Consider the following 21165-nt stretch of genomic DNA (forward strand, 5'->3'; position numbering starts at 1 on the left):
CGCTTTGGGTAATTTTCCGCGGCTGCGGCCCCGCTTGGTGCCGGTCGCGAGGCGTCCCCGTTGCTTTGAAGTACTCCTTACCGGCACTGAGCGCCGGTAAGGAGTCCTTCACGGCAATGGAGTCCACAAAGGACATACCCAGCGTGGGACTGTCGCTTCGGCGCGAGCCGTGGGGCGCCGGGGGCTGCCGTCTCCGATGGAGTGTTCGGGAGCCGACGCCGGGGCGCTTCCGGGGGTGTTTCACCCAGGTAGCCCTCGTCGGGATGAGGCGTGGTCCGTGGGGGCCTCCTTGAGGGACTCTGGGTCCCTCGAGGAGGCCCCCACGGACTTTGGACACAGGGACGGGGGGGGTGCGCCGGCCTCGTTAGGCGCGTGCCGCGAACGAGGCGTTCGGCGTCTCGAACGGAGCGTTCGGGACGTGGCGGCGGGACGCTTCCGGGTGTCAGAGGCTGCGGACCAGGGCGCGCAGGGCGGTGGCGGAGAGGGGAGGGTGCCGCCTTCGGGGGCCTTCGAGTCGCAGATCAGTACGTCCGGGCCGGGGAACGCCAGCTCGGCACAGTTCGCTGGAGATCGACGCGGTCGCCGGCGGCACGCACGGTGAAACCGGCTTCTTCACGTAGTTCCCGCATCGCCGCGCCCAGTTCCCGCGCACGGACTGCCGGATCCGAATCGGCCATCGCCATGCGGTCATCATCACTCACGAAAAGTGGTGATGAACCGGTTTCCGCGCGCGTCGGCACAATCCGCCCGAACGCGGGAGTTGTTTCAGCTACTGCAACAAAGTCAGGTTTCGTCGCGGAGGATCTTGAGCGCGCTCGACAGGTCGTCCGGGTACTCGGCCTCGAACTCGACCCACCGGCCGTCCGCGGGGTGCGCGAAGGCGAGCGTCCTGGCGTGCAGCCACTGACGCGAGAGGCCCAGTTTCCGCGCGAGCACCGGATCGGCGCCGTAGGTCAGGTCGCCGACGCACGGGTGCCGCAGCGCGGAGAAGTGCACCCGGATCTGGTGGGTCCGGCCCGTCTCCAGCTTGATCTGCGCGAACGACGCGGCCCGGAAAGCCTCGGTGACCTCGTAGTGCGTGACGCTCGGACGGCCACCCGTGACGACGGCGAACTTGTAGTCGTGGCGCGGATGCCGGTCGATCGGGGCGTCGATGGTGCCGCGCGTGGGATCCGGATGGCCCTGGACGACGGCGTGGTAGCCCTTGTCGACGGTCCGTTCCTTGAACGCCCGCTTCAGCACAGTATAGGCGTGTTCGCTCTTCGCCACCACCATCACGCCGCTGGTCCCCGCGTCGAGCCGGTGCACGACACCCTGGCGCTCGGCGGCGCCCGACGTCGAAATCCGCAGGCCCGCCGCCGCCAGGCCGCCGACCACGGTCGGGCCCGCCCAGCCGGGGCTCGGGTGCGCGGCGACGCCGACGGGCTTCGCGACGACGACGATGTCCTCGTCGTCGTGCAGGATCCGCATGCCCTCGACCGGTTCGGCGACGACCTCGATCGGCCGTTCCGGATCGGGCAGTGTCACTTCCAGGAGCCCGCCCGCGGTGAGGCGGTCCGACTTCCCGGCAGGACGCCCGTCCAGCAGCACATCGCCCGACTCGGCGAGTTCCGCGACGACCGTGCGGGACAGCCCCAGCAGTTTCGCGAGCCCGGCGTCGACACGCATGCCGTCGAGCCCGTCCGGGACGGGCAGCATCCGCGCGCTCACGCCTGTTCCCCGGCGCTTTCGGCGGCGGCCTTCTTCTTGTCCTTCGTCGACGTCCCGTCGTAATCCTTGCCCAGCAACGACAACAGCACGATCAGCACGCCGCCGACGCAGATCGAGGAGTCGGCGATGTTGAAGATGGCCCAGCCCTGGCCGTTCGGGGCGAAGGCGGAGATGAAGTCGACGACGTGGCCCTGCAACGGGCCGGGCGCGCGGAAGATCCGGTCGGTCAGGTTGCCCAGTGCCCCGGCGAGCACCAGGCCGAGCCCGATCGCCCAGCCCACCGAGCGCAGCCGCCGGGACAGCCACACGATCGCGACGACGACCGCCGCCGCGACCAGCGCGAGCACCCACGTCATGCCGGTGGCCATGGAGAACGCCGCGCCGGGGTTGCGCACCAGCTGCAGGTAGACGAGCCCGCCGAGGACCCGGACCGGCTCCTTGCCCTCCAGGTTCGCCGCGGCGAGGTTCTTGGTGACCAGGTCGATCACCCAGATCACCACCGCGACGGCGAACACGATGGCCACCGTGCGCCTCGGCAACGCCTTCGACGGGCCCGTCTCGTCCGGCTCGGAAACCGCGGATTCGCTGGTCACGGCCGGATCCGGCGGGAGGTCCGCTGCCGGGGTCGTCTCGGGTTCGGACGGGGAGGACTCGGTGCTCACCGGTCCATTGTCCACGGCACGCGTTCAGTCCGTGTCGGCGGCAGGCTCCGGACGTCCCCGCCGCGGCCCGGCGAGCGCCGCGAACGCCCCGGCCAGCAGCGCCACGGCCGAGACCAGGGCCCCGGCGATGCCCGGCAGGAACACCACGGCGGCCAGCACGAACACCGCCGTCACCACCAGCACGAGCACGCTGCGCTCGAACCAGGCGAGCAGGACGAGGCCGAGGGTCGCGATCATCGGGCCCCGCACGTCGGCGTCCAGGCGGAACTGCCAGAACCCGACGAGGTCGAGCAGCGGTACGGCGACGAGCGCGCCGAGCGTGAGCAGCACGAACCGGCCGGTGCGCGGCGGGCTGCCCGCGCGCCGGGCCAGGACGAAGTACCAGGCCGCGACGCCGAGGACGGCCGCCACCAGCACCCACAGCCAGCCCGCCCCGACACTCGCGAACGCGTAGGACGGCGGCGAGTCCACATAGGCGAACCACCCTGTCGACGTCTCGGCGCCGATCCCGAAGAGTCCGCCGCTCACCGGGTTTCTCCGCGAAGACATGCTGACGCCGAACCGCGAGCTCGCGCTCAGCAGTGCCGCCGCGACCAGGAGCAGCTGCGCGAATCCCAGCAGCGCCAAGGGAAACCAGTACCGTGGCCGCGCGTTCGCCATCGCGCCACGATAGCGGATCACCCGTGAGCTGAAGGGGACTTTCCGTGCATGGGATGCGACGAAAGTCCCCTTCAGCTCACGTCACGAGAGGAAAGTCCCCTTCAGCTCAGGCGCAGAACGGGGGCAGTTCGCGCGGATCGCCGACCGGCGCCCAGCGGCCGTCCTGCTTCGCGTACTCCCAGCGGGCACCACGCGCGACGATCTGGCGCAGCGCGAGCACGAGCCGGTCGACGTGTTCGGTGGTGCTGCCGAGACCGAGGCTGACCCGCACCGCCTGCTGACCCGCTCCCCCGGCGACGCCGATGAGCCGCTTGGTCGCGACGTGCGCGCAGAAGGCGCCGTCGCGGACGCCGATGCCGTACTCGGCCGAAAGCACCGCGGCCAGCCAGCCGGGCTCGAAGCCGTCGACCACGAAGCTCACCGTGCCGACGCGGTCCACCGGCGCGTCGAATAGCCGCAGTTCGGCGCAGCCCGGGATCGCGGCGAGCCCCTTGCGCAGCCGGGCCAGCAGGACCTCTTCGTGCGCGCCGACGGCGTCCCAGTGGGCGGCGAGCTGTTCGCACGCGACGCCGAGGGCGTACACGCCGACGGTGTTGGGCGAACCGGCCTCGTGCCGTTCCGGTCCGGCGTTCCAGACGACGCCGAGGTCGTCGGCCTCGCCCGTGACGAGCTTGGTCGCGCCGCCACCGGCGAGATACGGCTGGGCGGCACGGAGCCAGTCCGCGCGGCCGATGAGCGCACCGGCACCGAACGGCGCATACAGCTTGTGGCCGGACAGCGCGACGTAGTCGACATCCAGTTCCCGCAAGGAAATCCGGCGATGCGGGGCCAGCTGGGCGGCGTCGAGCGCGATCCGGGCGCCGTGGCGGCGGGCCACCGCCGCGATCTCCGCGACGGGCAGCAGCTCACCGGTCACATTGGACGCTCCGGTGACGACCACCAATCGGGGCCCCTGCGGGCATTCCGCGAGCGCTTCGTCCACAGCGGACACTGCGGCGAGCCGGGTGCGTGGCGTCGGAATCCGGCGGACGTTCGGGCCCCGCCACGGCAGCAGCGCGGCGTGGTGCTCGGTGTCGAAGACGACCACCGAGGTGTGCTTGGGCAGGCTGCGGGCGAGCAGGTTGAAGGAATCGGTGGTGTTGCGGGTGAACACCACGGTGTCGGTCGAACGCGCGTCGGCGAACCGGCGCAGGATGTCGCGCGTGCGCTCGTAAAGCCGCGTCGAGACCTGCGAGGCGAACCCGGCGCCGCGGTGCACGCTCGCGTACCAGGGCAGGAACTCGTCCACCGCGCGGCGCACGGCGTCCAGACAGGGCGCGCTCGCGGCGTGGTCGAGGTTCGCGTAGCCGATCTCGCCGCCGGTGACGAGCGGAACGCTCAGCCCGGCACCCGCGACCGCCGGGATTCCTTGCGGCGCAACGGTAACGGTGGTTTCGGTGGTGTTCTGACGATCGACGGCGAGTGTCATCGGGTGCCTCCTCGGCGGTCCGGGGGACCCCCGGCGAGGGGCCCGCGCTTGCCCGCCGCACCTCGCGACAGGCCCGGTCCTCACCCGGGGCACCCCACCGCGGTTGGAGGGTTGCCGGCCAGCAAGCCGGGGCTTAGCGCTGGCACTCATGACCTGACGACGAAGATAGCCGACACCGCGTGCGCCGATCCAGTCCCATCCGGGTGACTGAGACGGCCGTCACTCTCCGGAATTGCGGTCATTGCGGTCTACGCCGTCACCCGGAAGCGGCCCGGCAGCCGGACGACCGACTGGTCGGTCAGGTGCGTCGCCGTCCCCTCGTACTGCTCGGCGCCCGCCGCGAACCGCCATCCGCCCAGCTCCTTGCCGTCGATCGGCTCGCCGAGCGCGGCGGCCAGTTCGCCGGAGACCTCGGCGTAGGACAGCCCGCTCCAGTTCCCGCGAGCGCGCCAATCCCTTGCGTCGCCGGGATTCCCGGACGCCGTCGTGGCGGGCAGCGTCCAGAGCGTGAAGTGGACATGGGCACCGGTGGTGCTGCCGCCGCAGGGCAGGGCGTTGCCGGTGGAACCGAGGACGGCGCCGGGCGCGACCCGCTGTCCGTCGGCGACCTGGATGTTCTCCATGTGGTAGTACCCGGTGCGCCAGCCGCCGTCGTGGTCGATGGTCACCCAGTCACCCCCAGCGCAGTGCTGCAGATGCACGGTCCCGGCCAGCGGGGCACGGACGGTCTTGTCGGCCGGGCTGAAGTCGATGGCGTTCTTCACGCCGCTGCCACCGTCGTCGGAGTGGATCCCGGCCGAATACACGAGCTGGCCCGCCGCGAACGGCAGGGCGAAGGCGGGAAACGTGTCCGCGGCGGAGGCCGCGGGGGCCAGGAGCAACGCTCCGGCGGTCGTCGCGGCGGCGAAGCCGGCCCAGCGCGCACTCAGTTTCAGCATCACCGTGTGTACTCCTTAGCCCGAGAAGCTCACCCATTCGAGGTAGACGATGCGAGCGCACATTAGCCCGAAAGGGTGCGTCAGGGGAACACACGGTGGAAAGATCTACGGAAAACTACCAACCATCGAGGCCGGTTTTGTGAGCTAGCGGCCGGATTCGCCCTTCCAGCGGGCCAGGCGGCCTGCCCGGTCCACGGCCCGCAACCGGCGCTCCGTGGCACTCCTGGCCCGTTCGGTGGTCACCACCAGTAGCTGGTCGTGCTCCTGGAGGCGGCTGGTCTTCTCGGGCGTGAACCCGGCGCCGTCGCGCACCACGAGGCTGACCGTCGCGCCGGCCGGCAGCCGCAGCTCCGAGAGGTACACGCCGTGCAGCCGCGATCCGGCCTGGATACGGACCTGCAGCAGCTCGGCGCCCATTTCGTCGAGCGGCGCGGAGTCGACCTCGACCTCGTGCGGTTCGGTGTGCCGGGCCAGCCCGAGCACCCGCGCGAGCGGGCTCAGCGTCGCGCCCTGCACCAGGGTCAGCACGATGACCAGCACGAACACCGCGTCCACCAGCCGTTGCGCGCCCGGCACGCCCTGGGAAAGCGGGATCATCGCGAGCACGATCGGCACCGCGCCGCGCAGGCCGGCCCACGACAGGAACACCTGTTCCCACCACGGCACGCGGAACGGGAGCATCGACAGCAGGACCGAAAGCGGGCGCGCGAGCAGCAGGACGACAGCGCCCGCCACGAGCCCCGGCACCAGCGTTTCCAGCAGCCTGCTCGGCGAGGCGAACAGGCCGAGCAGCACGAACAGCCCGATCTGGGCGAGCCAGCCGAGGCCTTCGGCGAAGGACAGCGTGTCGGATCGGTGCGGCAGCCGGGAATTGCCCAGCACCAGCCCGGCGACGTACGTCGCGAGCAGGCCGGAGGCGTGCGCGAGCTGCCCGCTGGAGAACGCCAGGACGCACACCGACACCGTGGCGAGCGGATACAGGCCGGTGGCGGGCAGCGCCGCCCTGCGCAGCGCCAGCGCCCCGAGCCAGCCGAGCAGCAGGCCGATCACCAGCCCGGCGCCCAGCTCGTAGATCACCAGCAGCGGCAGCGTCCAGTCCACTGTGGACCCGGTGGCCAGCACGACGACGGCGATGTAGGCGGGCGCGTCGTTGAGGCCGGATTCCAGCTCCAGCATGCCGACCAGCCGTTTGCCGACCCCGGCGTTGCGCAGCACGGAGAACACGGCGGCCGCGTCGGTGGAGGCGAGCACCGCGCCCCACAACAGCGCGAGCCGCCAGTCGAGGCCGAGCAGCCAGTGCACCGCGCTGCCGGTGACCGCCACGCTCGCCACGACGGCCAAAGTGGACAGTGCGATTCCGGGCCCCAGCGCGGGTTTCACCGCCTGCCACCGCGTGGTGAGCCCGCCCTCGGTGAGGATCAGCACCAGCGCGGCGATGCCGAGCGACTGCGTCAGCTCGGGATTCTCGAAGCGGATGCCGAACCCGGCTTCGCCCAGCAGGACACCGATCCCCAAGTACAGCAGGAGCGAGGGCAGTCCGAGCCGGACGGACAGGCGCACCGCCACCACGGAGGCGAGCAGCACGATCCCGCCGACGCCGAGCAGCACGGGAAGCTGATCCATGTCGCCTCCCTTCCCGGTCGCCGTGGGCTCTCAGGATAAGGAGGCGGGGTGCTCACACGATCGTGTACCGACACCGAGTGGCACTCACCCGATGTGTTAAAGAAACATCAAAATACCGGCTCTTCCAGCGTGTCGAGGTCGACACCGAGCGTCGCGAACGGTTCGGCCGCGGCGGGCAGCACCCGCATCGCGCGTGCCTGGTGACCACGTTCGACCCAGCCCGCCGCCAGTGCCCGTTCCAGCAGCGCGGCGGGCGCGCCGCCGCCGAGGTGTTCGCGGCGCTCCGTCCAATCCAGACAGTCACGCAGCAGCGGCCGCCGCCTGCCACTGGGGAGATCCACCCCCAGCTCCGCCAGCACGTCGTGCCCGTGAGCGGTGAGGGTGAGCCCCGATCCGGTGTCGACCAGCCCGCGCGCGATCATCCCGTTGCGCAGCGCGACGCCGAGCTTCCCGGCCAGGTGGTCGTAGCAGGTGCGGGCGAACCCGAGCTTGCGGACGCGCACCGAGGAGCGCAGGCCGGTGATCGGGCGGCGATCGGCGTGCTGCGCGAGATGTTCGATCAGCTCCGCCACCCGCGGGTCGGCGATGCGGACGTAGGCGTGCCTCCCCTGTTTCACCCGCGCGACGAACCCGGTTTCCTCCAGCCGGGTGACATGCTCACTCGCCGTCGACACCGCGATCCGCGCGGCCGCGGCCAGCTCGCCGACGGTCCACGCGCGGCCGTCCAGCAACGCCAGGCACATCGTCGCCCTGCTCGGGTCGGCGAGCACCGCGGCCACCTCGGCCAGTGCGATGGTCTCCATGTCCCCACCGTAGAAGGCGGATCGTTCGGGCGCGGCCGAACGATCCGCGCGCTGCCGCCGGACGGCTCGGGGACCGGATCAGCGAGAGCGGTCCGGAAGCTGGGCACGTTCGGCGCGGCTGGCGAGGATGCGCTCGGCGGCGAGTTCGGCCGCCCGCTCGGCATCGTCGCCGGTGAGCCGGCCGAGGATGCGCTTCAAGGGCCTGATCTCGCCGGAGCCACCCCAGTGCCCCTCGGGGATTTCCGTGGGGAACACCCAGATCCGGCCGGGGTCGCGTGGCCACGCGCCGTCCTCGGCATCGAGGATCGCCTCGGTGACCTCGCGCACGACACCCGCCCGCTTGCCGGCGTCCAGCTGTCCCTCCGGGACGGACGGGACCACCTTGTAGCGCGGCGCGTCCGCGGGCGCGCCACCGACGTAGACGGCGGCCGGGCGATGCAGGAACACCCAGGAGACCGAGCGCGTGACCGGATCGGCGGGATCGAACCCTTCGTGCCGGATGAGGATCTCCGTGATCCGGTTCAGCAGCGCCGTTTCCCGGTCGGCCGCGAAGGTTCCCTCGGGAATGTAGACGTCCAGCATCGGCATGTCGGCCGCTCCTTGGTTTATTTTTTAAACTCAGCCGGGCGAACGCTAGGCCCGCTGAGTGGAGATTGTCAACTCAGGGGGTAAGGTGGCGGCCATGGACCCGGCCCGGCGCATCGACCCCGTCAACTGTTCGGTGGCACGCGCACTGTCGGTCGTCGGAGAGCGCTGGTCACTGCTGATCGTCCGGGAGGCCCTCGACGGCGCGAGCCGGTTCAGCGACTTCCGCGACCGCCTGGGCATCGCCAGCAACCTGCTCGCCACCCGGCTCGACAACCTGGTCGAAGCCGGTGTGCTGCACCGCATCCCGTACCAGGAGCCGGGGGCCCGGCAGCGCTACGAGTACCGGCTCACCGAGCGTGGCCTCGACCTGCGGCCGACCCTGGTGGCCTTGCTGGAATGGGGCGACAAGTACCTTGCCGGCCCGGAAGGTCCCTCGGTGGTGGTCCGCCACCGCACCGACGACGACCACGCCTGCGAGGAACCGGTCCGCATCGTGCTGGAATGCGCGGCGGGGCACACCCAGCTACCGCCGTCCGCGATCCACCGCACCCCGGGCCCCGCCGCCCGCTTCGTGGATTCGGCCTGAATCCGCCGTCCGGTGTCGCGAACGACGCGGACGAGACACTCAACGTCCCGAACGCGTCGTTCAGGACACTTCGAGGCCCCCTTGCCGTACATCCTAGGCGGCGGGACCGACAGAAGCGGGCGGCCGGAAACCACCGCCGCCCCCTATCGCGACGTGCTGTCAAGGCCACCTTGTGGGCGTCTGACGCCCGTAAGGTGGCCTTGACGGCATTCCGGGGCCAGGCTCCCGGGTGGGCGCTAGTGGATGGCGTTGAGGAACTTCGCGGCGAGGGAGACAGCCGGGTTCGAGTCGTTCGCGCCTTCCAGCAGGACGGCGAAGGCGACGTCGCCGCGGTAGCCGACGAACCAGCCGTTGGCCTGGCCGTCGGCGCCGAACTCCGCGGTACCGGTCTTGCCGTGGACCTGCCCCGCCCCTGCCGCCGCCTTCCCGGTACCGGTGGTGACGACCTCCCGCATCATCGACCGCACCGCGCCCAGCACCCCGGCGGACGGCGGCGAGTACGGCTTGGCGACCGTGGTGTCCAGCCCGTGCCACAGCTTCGGCGTCACGGCCTTGCCCGACGCGGCCGTCGCGGCCATCAGCGCCGCGCCGAACGGGCTGACCTGCACGTCCCCCTGCCCGATGCCGTCCTCGACCAGCCGGTCGTTCCCGGTGGCAGACACCACCTTCCCGGCCTCGGTCTGCAGGCCGGGGATGTCGAAGTCGGCGTTGAGCCCGTACTGGTCGGCGGCCTTGACCAGCCCGTCCGCGGGCAACCGCGAGGCCAGCCTGCCGAACGTCGTGTTGCACGAGAACGCGAACGCCTGGTGCAACGGGATCGTGCCCTTGTCGAAGCGGTTCTCGTTGGGGATCGTCCGGGTCCCGATCTGGTCACTGCCGGGGCACGGCAACGCCGTGTCGGCGGTCGCGAGGCCCTGTTCGAGCGCGGCGGTGGCCGTCACGATCTTGAAGATCGAGCCCGGCGCGTACAACCCGCTGAACGCCTTCGGCTCGGTACCCGCCGCCGCGTTCTGCGCCACCGCGAGCAGATCACCGGTGGACGGCTGGAGCACGACCATGATCGCCTTGCCCTGGTAACCGTCCACAGCGGACTGTGCGGCGTTCTGCGTCGCGACGCTCAGCGACGCGGTGAGCGGTTTGCCGTCGCTGCCCTCGTCCTGGCCGTACAGCGTTTCGAGGTTCTTGCCCGACGCGTCGGCCCGCTGGACGGCGAACCCGTCCGCCTTCGCCGTCGTGGCCTGCGCCGCGAAGGCGCTTTGCAGCAGCGGCGCCGGATTGCCCTCGGCGGGCTTGTTCCCCGCCTGCCCCGCCATCACCAGCGGCTTGCCGTCCCGGTCGACCACCGCGGGCCGGTCCGCGGGACCGGTCGCGGCGACCAGCCGCTGCCCCTGCTCCAGCTTCGGATGCAGCAACGCGGGGACCCAGTGCAGCCGCCAGCCCTGCGCGGCCTTCGTCAGCTCGAACGGGACGTCGTAGGTCCAGGTCTTCCCCGGCCGCAGTGTCCACGTCATGGCGAACGTGCCGCCGGTCTTCGCCGCCCCCGCCGGGGTCGGATCGAGCCTGCTCAACGTCGCCGTGGTCTTGGCAGGCATCAGCGCGTTGCGCGCGTCCCGCAAGGCGACCGCGGCCGCCGCCGGATCGTCGGTCAGCGCGCCCGCGGCGTCCGGATTGGCCTCGGCGAGGTCCTGCAGGTACTCCGTCACCACCGCCGTCGGGTCGACCGCCACCGGGCCCGCCGTCCCCGAGGGTGCCGCGTCGCTCGCCGGCGCCTCGTTCCCACTGGTCAAGACCACTACCCCGGCCGTGACGATGGCGACCACCCCTACCGCGCCGCCGATCAGCACCCCGCGTCTTCTGGCAGGACCCACTTTCCACCCCTCCCCTTTTTCGCGCGACCCCCGCGCACGATCGCCCAGCTTGCCCATGGTTGACCAACAGGTCACGGTGCCCGGTGGGAAAGCGACCTACCCGAATCCTTTTCGTGATCAGCCGCGCGCCAGCGTGGCTCCAACCAGCACGAGCCGCAGCGCCCGCTCGGTGGCGTCGGTCACCAGCTCCGCCGCCCGCGCGATGGCCTCGGCCAGTGGCAGCGGCGCGGGCAGGATCCCGGCGAACGCGTCGATCCCGGTGTCGTAGGTGTCCCGCGCCCCCGCGCCGATCGTGCCGGCGAGCGCGACGACCGGCTTGCCGCGCCGCTTCGCCCGGCGAGCCACCTCGCCGGGGACCTTGCCGAGCGACGACTGGGCGTCGATGGCGCCTTCGGCGGTGATCACCAGGTCCGCGCCGTCGAGCGCGGCGTCCAGGCCGGTGTGGCCGAGCAGGACGTCGAAGCGCGGCACGAGCCGGGCCCCGAGCGCGCCGGCCAGCCCGGCACCGAGACCGCCCGACGCGCCGCCACCCGCGACCGTGCGCAGATCGGCGCCGCGCTGATGTTCCAGCAGCTTCGCCCAGTGCTCCATGGCCGCGGCCAGCGTCTCCACCTCCTCCGGCGACGCCCCCTTCTGCGGACCGAAAACCCTTGCCACTCCTCGCCTTCCGGTGAGGACGTTGTGCGGGTTGCAAGCGACCAAAATATCCACATCGGACAGTCTTTCGTCCAATCCGGACAGATCGAGCTGGACGACGTCCGCCAGCGTCGTCCCGTCCGGCCGCACCGGGTCGCCCGCCGCGCCGGCGAACCTCGCCCCCAGCGCGTGGAGGGCGCCCGCACCGCCGTCACAGGTCCCGGAATCCCCGCAGCAAACCAGAATCCGGCGACATCCGGCGTCCAGCGCGGCGGCGATCAGCTCGCCGACGCCGTGGGTCGTCGTCCGGCCCGGATCCCGCAGGCCCGGCGGCACCAGGCGCAGCCCCGCGGCCGCGGCCATCTCGACGGCGGCGGTCCGCGGCCCGTCCCCACCGAGGATCGCGAAATGCGCGGCGACCGGATCACCCACCGGACCGCTGACGACCCTCGGCACGAGTTCACCACCCGTCGCGGCCGCCAGGGTGCGTGCCGCCCCCTCGCCGCCGTCGGCCAGCGGGACGAGGTCGACCAGCGCACCGGGAACGACCCGGCGGATCCCGGCGGCGATGGCGTCGGCGACGGCCTCCGCGGACAGGGATTCCTTGAAGCCGCTCGGGGCGACCAGGAAACGGGTGGGGGTGAACGTGCTCATGACGTGGTCCTTTCAGTCCGCAAACGACTGTCCTAACGGGAGAGCGGGAGACCGAGCAGCGGCCATACACAGACGGCGAAACCGAGAACGAGCAGGACGACGAGCGGGCCGAGCACGGCCGAAAGCCGCACGAGATCCGCCCTGCCGTAGCCGGGGACGTCCGGTACGGCGGCGAAAAGGGCGACCGGTTTCGCCGACGAGGGCAGGGTGTGGCAGAACCCGGCGGCGACGGTCGAGGCGAACGCGACCGCCACGGGATTCAGTCCCGACGCGGCGGCCAGCGGGATCACCAGCGGCACGAGCACCGACGACCGGGCCGAGCGCGACTGCAGCACCAGATGCGCGGCGGCGCTGAGCACGACGACCGCCGTCAGCAGCCCCATCGGCGATCCGCCCTGGCCGAACACGAGACCCGCCAGCCACCGCGCGGCGCCCGACGTCGCCAGCGCGGTACCGAGCACGGCCGTGGTGGCCATGAACATCAGCAGCGGCCAGGGAACGGAACCGAGCGCCGGGCCCATGCCGATCGTGCCGAGGCGCGGCGAGGTGATCAGCAACGCGCCGAGCAGCGCGACGAGCGCGGGCGAGAGGCCGTGCCAGGATTCCGTGCACCACAAGGAGATCACCAACGCGAGGACGGCCAGCGCCCGTCGCTGTTCCGCGGTGAGACGGGTTTTCTCATGCGGGATCGACAAGCGGATCCTGCGGTCTTCGCGGGTGGTGGTCGTCAGCAGCACGACCTCGGCGGCGAGGTGGGAACTCACCACCGCGAACGGCAGGCCGAGCAGCAGCCAGCGACCGTAGCCGATCCCCTGCCCGGTCGCGGCCGCGAGCACCTCGCTCGTGATCACGTGCGCGCCCGCGCCGATCAACGTCGCCGACGCCGAAAGCAGGATGACCGCCGGAAACAGCAACGCCAGCGCGCGGACGAGTTTCCGTTGCCCGGCAAGGGCTTTCGCCAGCGCCACGAACACCGGCAACGCCAGCGCGGCACGTCCGGACGTGGCCGGGACCGCGAGCGCCGTGCCGATCAGGGCCAACGTGACCAGGTGGGCGAGCTGCCGCGGGGTGCGTGCCTTCGCGGCCAGCGCCAAAGCGGCCTTCGCGGGCAGACCGGTCGCGCCGAGCCCGGCGGCGAGGACGAACGCCGCTATGAGCAGCCAGATCGTCGCACCACCGAGCGCGTCGAACACGGTGGACGTCTTGACCACCCCGGTGACCGCGAGAACCGTCGCGGAGGCGAGCCCGACGAACGTGTCGTCGAGCCTGCCGGAGATCCAGGCGATCACCGCGACCGCGAACACCGCGAGCGCGATCCGGCCGTGCGGAGCGAGCCCGATTCCCTGCGGTATCAGGATGATCGCGGTCACCAGGAGGGAACCCGCGGCGAACGGCCACACCGGGACCCGGCGGCCGGTGCCCGGCCCTGGCGCCAGCACGGCAGTGGGGTTGTCCATGCTCCCCAGCGTCGCGGCAGCGGCTGAGCCATACGTGAAGACCGGATGAGAGGCTCTTCATCTCATCGGACGAACGCGGTCCTCGCCGGACAGGTCACGCGACGGGGTCGTCAGGCTCGGTGCCCGACTGGATAACGCGATGCCAAGTGCCTTCCCTGCCCTCGACAACGCCGTGGTCCTCGGCGGGACGCCACCCCGGCGGCCAGACCGACAGTTCCGACACCGGATGGGCGATCATCGCCTCTCCGAACCAGGTCCCGTTGGCGAACGTAGCTTCGCCGAACGAGGCGCTCCCGGTGAACGCGGCGCCGCTGAACAAGGCGCCTCCGGTGAACGTCGCCCCGCCGAACCAGGCGTCCCCGGTGAACGTCACCCCGCCGAACCAGGTTGCCCCGGTGAACGCCGCCTTGTCGAACCAGGCGTGGCCGGAGAACGTAGCCCCGCCGAACCGGGCGATCCCGGTGAACGTCGCCCCATCGAACCAGGCATCCCCGAGGAATGTCGCCTCGCGGCACCAGGTCTCCCCGGTCAAGGTCGCCCCGCTGAACCGGACGGTGCCGACCCGGCAGTGGCTCAGGTTGAGGTCGATGAGCACGGCGCCGGTGAGGTCGAGATCGGTGTCGGGCCAGAAAGTATCGACCGGCCGGGCGGGATCGTCGCCGGGACGAAGGTGGCTTTCGAGAATGCCCAGAGTGGTGAGCCGGACCTCGCGTTCCTGCAGACGGTCGCTGTAGCGAGCCCGCGCCGGCTCGTCGGCGTCGTCGGCGGGCGGGTCACCGGGCTGGGGATAGGGCATCCGCAGGTAGGCGCACATGACGTTGACGACGGTCCGCCGCTGCCCCTCGTTGTCCTGCGCGAGGCGTTCCAGCGCGTAAAGCCCGGCCAGGCGCACCGGCGCCTTGTCCGACCCGAGCTGCTCACTGGCCTTCAGGTACAACTCGGTGATCCGGCGGGCCTCGGCGTCGAGCCGGGCGTCGCCGGCGACCCGTTCGGCGTGCAGCCGGTTGGTCTCCGCCACGTGCTCGGTGTGGGCCTGGACGCGGTCGCGCTGGGCGAGTTCGGCATACCGGGCCGCCAGTTCGAACTCCTGGGTCCGCTGCCGCCGCGCCGCCAGATACAGCGCGAACACCCCGCCCCCGCCCACCGCGATCGACGCCGCGACCTTCACCGCGTCCAGGTGCGCGGCCGCCCGCTTCTCCGGATCGGCCAGCGCCAGGTCGTCGATCCACCGCCACAGCACGATCAGCACCACGGTGGCGGTCAGCAGCACCACCACCGCGGCCACCGGCACCGTCCACCGCGGCAACGGCGCCCGCCCCGTGCGTTCCGCCGGGCGGGGCCGATCAGGAACGTCTGTCACCCCTCGATGATCGCGTTCACGACGGCCCGGCGACAGCCCGAATCGGCGAGCGGGTGGTCAGACCAGGCGGTAGCCCATGCCGCGCACGGTCTCGATCCGGGACTGGCCGAGTTTGCGGCGCAGCGTACGGACGTAGACGTCGACCACATTGGACCCCGGGTCGAAGTCGTATCCCCACACGTGCGAGAGGATCTGCTCCCGCGCCAGCACCTGGCCCGGATGCCGCAGGAACAGCTCCAGCAACGCGAACTCCCGCGCCGTCAGGTCCACAGTGGACTCCGGCAGCGACGCGCGGCGCGTCCGCAGGTCCAGCGACAGCGTCCCGTGCCGCAGGACGCCGGCCTCCGGCTTCGCCTCCCCCGATCTCAGCCGCAGCCGGACCCTGGCGAGCAGTTCCTCGAACCGGAACGGCTTGGTCATGTAGTCGTCCGCGCCGCCTTCCAGCCCGGCGACGGTGTCGCGCACCGAATCCCGCGCCGTCAGAATGATCACCGGTGTCTCGATCTTCGCCGCGCGCATCGCCTGCAGCACGGCGAACCCGTCCCGCAGCGGCAGCCCGAGATCGAGGATCACCAGGTCGAAACCGCCGACGATCGCGGTGGCGAGGGCGGCGTCCCCGTCTCCCACGACGGTGGTCGTGAAACCGTTGGCACGTAACCCCTTTTCGACGAAGGAAGCGATACGCTGCTCGTCCTCCGCGATCAGGATCCGCCCCATCATGTCACCTCCGACTGGTCCGCGACGGCTCCCACCGGCAGCGCGACGCCGAATGTCGCGCCCGCGCCCTGGTCCGAGCGGAACCACGCGCGTCCGTGGTGGGCCTCGGCGATGGCCTTCACGATGGCCAGCCCGAGACCGGCCCCGTTCCGCTCGCCGCCGTCCCCGCGGACGAACCGTTCGAAGATCCGCTCGGCGTGCTCGCCGGGTACCCCTGGGCCGCTGTCGGCAACCCAGAACGACACCGTATCGCCCTCGATCGACGAACCGACGCGGATGAGCGCCCCCGCCGCCGTCTGCTGCACCGCGTTCTGCGCCAGTTGCAGCACCGCCTGCGTCACCCGCTGCGGGTCGAGCACCGCGTCGCCCTCACCGACCGATTCCAGCGTCCACCGCCGATCGGCGATCGCGCGGGCCTTCGCGTCGATGTCGCTGGTCAGCTCCGGCACCGAAACCCGTTCCGGGCGCAGGAAATCCGGCTGCTCGGCCTTCGCGAGCAGCAGCAGGTCGTCGACGATCCTGGCCATCCGGTCGAGCTCGTCGGTGCACAGCCGGACGACCTCGGCGCGTTCGGCCGGATCGTCGCCCATCACCTCGAGATGCCCGCGGATGATCGTGATCGGCGTGCGCAACTCGTGCCCGGCGTCGTCGAGGAACTGCCGCCGGGTGCTGAACGCGCGCTCCAGCCGGTCCAGCATCGCGTTGAACTGCTCGGCCAGCGCGGCGATGTCGTCCCGGCCGTGTACCGGGATGCGGTGCGTGAGGTCGTCCTCGGTGAGATCCGCCGCGGCCTGGCGCACGGTCCGCACCGGCGCCAGGATCCGCCCCGCCACCAGCCACGAGACCCCGGCCGCGAGCACCAGCGCGACCAGGCTGACCCACAGCAGCGTCCGGACCGTGCCCGCCGCGTCCCCGCGCAGCCGGCCGGTGAAGTACCCGGCGACGAACCACGCGCGCCCGCCCGGCGAACCCGGTGCCACCACGTCCACCCGCAGGAACCGCAGATCCCCGCCCGCGGTGGCGATCGTGCCGGTGCCGCCCGGAGTGTCGACCACCTGACGCAGCAACGGCTGGTCGATCCGGACGTGCTTCACCGACTGGTCGACCTGCTTGAGCGCGTCCAGCTGCGTCCCGGTGTCGACGACGCCGAGCAGCACCTCGGCCTCGTGGATGTACTGCGTGCGCAGGTGCCGGTCGAACAGCACCCACGGGTCCCCGATCGCCCGGCCGCCCTGATCGGTCCCGATCGCCGCGAAGGTGCGGAACTCGCTCACGTCCTGTTCCAGCGCCCGGTTGATCCGGTTGTCGACGGCCGCGAACTCCGACACCGACACCAGCAGCACGACGGTGGCGAGCCCGGCGGTCATCAGCAGGACGAACCAGCCCATGATCCGCACCCTGGCCGGGATCCGGCTGCCCCGCGCGGCACGTTCAGTCATCGAAAGGCCAGATGTCGTCCAGCGGCCCGTCGTCGAAGGGGCCGTCGTCGTGGTGCTCGTGGTCGTGGTGTTCGTGGTCGTGATCGTGGTGATCGGGACCGTCGTCATCGTCGTCCACCGGCGGCGGAGGCGGCAACTGCCCCGGCAGCTGGGTGACGGGCGCCGACGGCGCGGGAGCCGGGGACTCGCCGATGCGCACCACGGACGGCACCCGCGGCGGGTCGGGTGCGGACGCCGCGAGCGCGGCGACACCCGCGCCGACAGGCAGGGCGAAGACAGCCACAAAGGCCGCAATACGAGGTACTCGGCTCATGCCTCGACCTTCGTCAACCGCGGCGAAGGCCGGATGAGACGAAGATGAGGACTTCTTCATCATCCGACCTTCGCCGGGGAACTACGCTTTCGCCACCGCGACAGTGACCTTCACGCCGTCGCCCACCGCACCGGTGGACCCGTCGGTCACCGGGCCGTAGGACACGCTCACGGCGAGGGTTTCCGAAGCCACGAACTCCTCGTGCTTCCGTGCCGCCGCCACGACCTCCTCCGGCGCGTCGACGACCAGGGTGATCCGGTCGGCGACGTCGAGGCCCGCGTCACGGCGAGCCTGCTGCACGACCCGGATCAGGTCGCGCGCGACGCCTTCGTCGGCCAGATCCGGGGTGACCTCGGTATCGAGCAGCACCAGCCCGGAGCCGCCGGGCAGCTCCGCCGCCGCGCCCCCGCCCTTGGCCACCAGCCGCCGCTCGTACTCGCCTTCGACGAGTTCGATCCCGGCGGCCACCACGGCGCCTTCCGGCGTGGTGCTCCAGTCACCCGCCTTGACGGCCTTGATCACCGCCTGGACATCCTTGCCCAGCCGGGGACCGGCCGCCCGCGCGTTGACCGCGACCTCGAACGCGCCGTGCGCGGCGACGTCGGTGGTCAGCTCGACCTCCTTGACGTTCACCTCGTCCCGCAGGATGTCGGCGAACGGCCGCAGCGCCTCGACGTCTTCGGCCGCCACGGTCAGCTTCGCCAGCGGGAGCCGCACGCGCAGCTTGTTCGCCTTGCGCAGCGACAGCGCCGACGACGCGACCTGACGCACGCGGTCCATCGCCGTCACGAGCGCCGCGTCGGCGGGCAGGTCGAGCGCGTTCGGCCAGTCGGTCAGGTGCACCGAGCGGCCGCCGGTCAGCCCGCGCCACACGACCTCCGACGTCAGCGGCAGCAACGGCGCCACTACGCGCGAGGTCACCTCCAGCACGGTGTGCAGGGTGTCGATCGCGTCGCGCTCCCCCGCCCAGAACCGGTCGCGCGAACGCCGCACGTACCAGTTCGTGAGCACCTCGAGGAAGTCACGCACGGTCGAACACGCGCCCGCGACGTCGTAGGTGTCCATCGCGTGCTCGACGTCGGTCACCAGCTCGTGGGTCTTCGCGAGCACGTACCGGTCGAGGATGTGCCCCGAATCCGTCCGCCACTGCCCGTCCACGCCCTCGGCGTTCGCGTAGAGCGCGAGGAAGTAGTACGAGTTCCACAGCGGCAGCACGGCCTGGCGCACCGCGTCGCGGATGCCCTTGTCGGTGACGACCAGGTTGCCGCCGCGCAGGATCGGGCTCGCCATGAGGTACCAGCGCATGGCGTCCGAGCCGTCGCGCTCGAAGACCTCGTTGACGTCCGGGTAGTTCCGCAGCGACTTCGACATCTTCTGCCCGTCCGAGCCGAGCACGATGCCGTGCGAGACGCACGTCCGGAACGCCGGCCGGTCGAACAGCGCGGTGGCCAGCACGTGCAGCAGGTAGAACCAGCCGCGGGTCTGGCCGATGTACTCGACGATGAAGTCGCTCGGGTAGTGGTGCTCGAACCATTCGGCGTTCTCGAACGGGTAATGCACCTGGGCGTACGGCATCGAACCCGAGTCGAACCAGACGTCGAACACGTCCTCGATCCGGCGCATGGTCGAGCGCCCGGTCGGGTCGTCCGGGTTGGGCCGGGTCAGCTCGTCGATGTAGGGCCGGTGCAGATTGTCCAGCCGCACCCCGAAATCGCGCTCCAGCTCGTCGAGCGAGCCGTAGACGTCGGTGCGCGGATAGGCCGGGTCGTCCGACTGCCACACCGGGATCGGCGAGCCCCAGTACCGGTTGCGGGAGATCGACCAGTCGCGCGCGTTCTCCAGCCACTTGCCGAACTGGCCGTCCTTGACGTTCTCCGGGTACCAGGTGATCTGCTGGTTCAGCTCGACCATCCGGTCCTTGAACTCGGTGACCGCGACGAACCACGACGACACCGCGCGGTAGATCAGCGGGTTGCGGCAGCGCCAGCAGTGCGGGTACGGGTGCTCGTAGGTCTCGTGCCGCAGCAGCAGCGCGCCCTGCTCAGCCGCCGATCCGGTGCCGTTCTTGAGGTCCCGCACGATGTTCGCGTTCGCGTCGAACACCTGCTGGCCCTGATAGTCCGGCACGGTGGCGTCGAACTTGCCCCGCGCGTCGACCGGCGTGACCGGGGTGATCCCGGCGGCGTCGGTGACGACCTTGTCCTCTTCACCGTAGGCGGGCGCGATGTGCACGACGCCGGTGCCGTCCTCGGTGGTGACGTAGTCAGCCGAGAGGACGCGGTGCGCGTTCTCGTGCCCGGTGAAGTACGGGAACGGCGGCGCGTAGCGGGTTCCGAGCAGGTCGGCGCCGGTGTAGTGCGCGACCACCGTCGGCTCCTCGCCGAGCTCACGGGCGTACGCGGCGACGCGGGCCTCGGCGAGCAGGAAACGCTTGCCCGGGAAGTTCTCGCTCTCGACGACGACGTACCGGACCTCCGGGTGCACCGCGGTCGCGAGGTTCGACGGCAGCGTCCACGGCGTCGTCGTCCAGATCAGCAGGTACGTGCCGTCAAGTTCGGCACGGTCGTTGTCGTTGCCCGCCAGGCGGAAGCCGACCGTGACGGCCGGGTCCTGGCGGCTGGCGTAGACGTCGTCGTCCATCCGCAGCTCGTGGTTGGACAGCGGCGTCTCGTCGCGCCAGCAGTACGGCAGGACGCGGTAGCCCTGGTAGACGAGCCCCTTGTCCCACAACTGCTTGAAGGCCCAGAGGACCGACTCCATGTAGGACAGGTCGAGCGTCTTGTAGTCGTTGTCGAAGTCGACCCAGCGCGCCTGCCGGGTCACGTAGTCCCGCCACTCGTCGGTGTAGCGCAGCACGGAGGCCCGCGAAGCCTCGTTGAACTTCGCGATCCCCATCTCCTCGATCTCGGACTTCTCCGTGATCCCGAGCTGGCGCATCGCCTCGAGTTCGGCGGGCAGGCCGTGGGTGTCCCAGCCGAAGCGGCGGTCGACCCGCTTGCCCTTCATCGTCTGGTAGCGCGGGACGAGGTCCTTGACGTACCCGGTGAGCAGGTGACCGTAGTGCGGCAGGCCGTTGGCGAAGGGCGGGCCGTCGTAGAAGACGTACTCGTTGTTGCCGTTCTCCCCGGCCTCGCGGGCATCGATCGAGGCCTGGAACGTCCGGTCGGTCTCCCAGTAGGCGAGGACCTGCTTCTCCAGCGCCGGGAAGGACGGCTGGGACGGGACGCCTTGCTCACCGTCCAGCTGGGCCTGGGGGTACATCGGATGCTCCTCGGGGTCGTCGCTCGCGTACGGACGACCGGCGCTGACCGGCCACCCACACGGGGACGAGACGCCACCGGTTCCGGCGCGTTCCGCGGTACCACCCCGCTTGCCCGGCACACCGCTCCCGGGCCACTCGTTCGACGGCTGTCACGGGCCGCACCCGTCCGGTTCTACTGGGAGCGCGCGCGGCGCCCTGTTCTTCCGGAGGCTCCCCGGTGATGGCCGGATCGACACCCTGCTCTGTCCAGGTTAACCCGGGGACGCAACCGCCTTTGCGCCGACCCGGCGGCGCGGCCGCCCGCCGGGGACGAGCGGGGGGGGCGAATTACCCCCCCCACCAAATTGGGAAACCCCCCCCCACCCCCCGCTCGGCCCCGGGGACCCCCCTACAACCCAGATAGGGGGAAAGGTGGCACTCC

General features: G+C 71.2%; 18 protein-coding genes and 1 riboswitch. Of the genes, 1 reads left to right on the forward strand and 17 read right to left on the reverse strand.

The annotated features are described in order from the left end of the window. Nucleotides 1–521: 521 nt before the first annotated feature. The 9 genes from ACFWX1_RS37830 to ACFWX1_RS37870 form a co-directional block, all read right to left on the reverse strand. On the reverse strand, nt 522–683 hold the full coding sequence (locus ACFWX1_RS37830; RefSeq protein ID WP_378394638.1) for a hypothetical protein: 162 nt from the start codon (nt 681–683) through the stop codon (nt 522–524). 100 nt (nt 684–783) lie between these two features. After that, a complete protein-coding gene (locus tag ACFWX1_RS37835) occupies nt 784–1710 on the reverse strand; it encodes an RluA family pseudouridine synthase (protein WP_378394639.1) in 927 nt (308 codons plus the stop codon). After that, nucleotides 1707–2249, reverse strand: a complete 543-nt coding sequence (lspA, locus tag ACFWX1_RS37840; protein ID WP_378394668.1) for a signal peptidase II — start codon at nt 2247–2249, stop codon at nt 1707–1709. The genes ACFWX1_RS37835 and lspA overlap by 4 nt, the downstream gene beginning before the upstream one ends. A 147-nt stretch (nt 2250–2396) precedes the next feature. After that, complete coding sequence (locus tag ACFWX1_RS37845; protein ID WP_378394640.1) at nt 2397–3032, reverse strand: hypothetical protein; 636 nt, start codon at nt 3030–3032, stop codon at nt 2397–2399. 106 nt (nt 3033–3138) lie between these two features. After that, nucleotides 3139–4500: an aminotransferase class V-fold PLP-dependent enzyme gene (locus ACFWX1_RS37850; RefSeq protein WP_378394642.1), complete on the reverse strand. Its 1362-nt coding sequence runs from the start codon at nt 4498–4500 to the stop codon at nt 3139–3141. A 39-nt stretch (nt 4501–4539) separates the two neighbouring features. Beyond that, nucleotides 4540–4654, reverse strand: a riboswitch (SAM riboswitch). Between the two features lie 94 nt (nt 4655–4748). Beyond that, nucleotides 4749–5438: a M23 family metallopeptidase gene (locus tag ACFWX1_RS37855; protein ID WP_378394643.1), complete on the reverse strand. Its 690-nt coding sequence runs from the start codon at nt 5436–5438 to the stop codon at nt 4749–4751. A 144-nt stretch (nt 5439–5582) separates the two neighbouring features. Next, a complete protein-coding gene (locus ACFWX1_RS37860; protein WP_378394644.1) occupies nt 5583–7061 on the reverse strand; it encodes a potassium/proton antiporter in 1479 nt (492 codons plus the stop codon). 107 nt (nt 7062–7168) lie between these two features. Further along, complete coding sequence (locus ACFWX1_RS37865) at nt 7169–7864, reverse strand: ArsR/SmtB family transcription factor (RefSeq protein ID WP_378394645.1); 696 nt, start codon at nt 7862–7864, stop codon at nt 7169–7171. Between the two features lie 78 nt (nt 7865–7942). Then, nucleotides 7943–8452 carry a hypothetical protein gene (locus ACFWX1_RS37870; RefSeq protein ID WP_378394646.1) on the reverse strand — a complete coding sequence of 170 codons (510 nt, stop codon included), beginning with the start codon at nt 8450–8452 and terminating at the stop codon, nt 7943–7945. 94 nt (nt 8453–8546) lie between these two features. Here ACFWX1_RS37870 and ACFWX1_RS37875 point away from each other — a divergent pair, with 94 nt between their 5' ends. Then, nucleotides 8547–9038, forward strand: coding sequence for a winged helix-turn-helix transcriptional regulator (locus ACFWX1_RS37875; protein WP_378394647.1), 492 nt, complete (start codon nt 8547–8549; stop codon nt 9036–9038). Between the two features lie 236 nt (nt 9039–9274). On the opposite strand, the gene ACFWX1_RS37880 is transcribed toward ACFWX1_RS37875, so the two are convergent. The 8 genes from ACFWX1_RS37880 to ileS form a co-directional block, all read right to left on the reverse strand. Further along, entirely contained in the window at nt 9275–10963 is a 1689-nt protein-coding gene (locus ACFWX1_RS37880) for a penicillin-binding transpeptidase domain-containing protein (RefSeq protein ID WP_378394648.1), read from the reverse strand. A gap of 60 nt (nt 10964–11023) precedes the next feature. Further along, complete coding sequence (locus ACFWX1_RS37885) at nt 11024–12196, reverse strand: glycerate kinase (RefSeq protein WP_378394649.1); 1173 nt, start codon at nt 12194–12196, stop codon at nt 11024–11026. 32 nt (nt 12197–12228) lie between these two features. Next, entirely contained in the window at nt 12229–13653 is a 1425-nt protein-coding gene (locus ACFWX1_RS37890; RefSeq protein ID WP_378394650.1) for an SLC13 family permease, read from the reverse strand. A 94-nt stretch (nt 13654–13747) separates the two neighbouring features. Continuing rightward, entirely contained in the window at nt 13748–15013 is a 1266-nt protein-coding gene (locus tag ACFWX1_RS37895; RefSeq protein WP_378394651.1) for a pentapeptide repeat-containing protein, read from the reverse strand. Between the two features lie 57 nt (nt 15014–15070). Beyond that, on the reverse strand, nt 15071–15730 hold the full coding sequence (locus tag ACFWX1_RS37900; RefSeq protein ID WP_378394669.1) for a response regulator transcription factor: 660 nt from the start codon (nt 15728–15730) through the stop codon (nt 15071–15073). Beyond that, complete coding sequence (locus ACFWX1_RS37905) at nt 15730–17169, reverse strand: ATP-binding protein (RefSeq protein ID WP_378394652.1); 1440 nt, start codon at nt 17167–17169, stop codon at nt 15730–15732. Before ACFWX1_RS37905 ends, ACFWX1_RS37900 begins: the two co-directional genes overlap by 1 nt. Continuing rightward, the gene (locus tag ACFWX1_RS37910) at nt 17162–17482 is read right to left on the reverse strand and encodes a hypothetical protein (RefSeq protein WP_378394653.1); all 321 of its coding nucleotides are present in this window, start codon (nt 17480–17482) and stop codon (nt 17162–17164) included. Before ACFWX1_RS37910 ends, ACFWX1_RS37905 begins: the two co-directional genes overlap by 8 nt. An 81-nt stretch (nt 17483–17563) precedes the next feature. Next, entirely contained in the window at nt 17564–20743 is a 3180-nt protein-coding gene (gene ileS, locus ACFWX1_RS37915; protein ID WP_378394654.1) for an isoleucine--tRNA ligase, read from the reverse strand. Between the last annotated feature and the right edge of the window lie 422 nt (nt 20744–21165).

The sequence above is a fragment of the Amycolatopsis sp. NPDC059021 genome, assembly GCF_042739895.1.
Lineage (GTDB): Bacteria > Actinomycetota > Actinomycetes > Mycobacteriales > Pseudonocardiaceae > Amycolatopsis.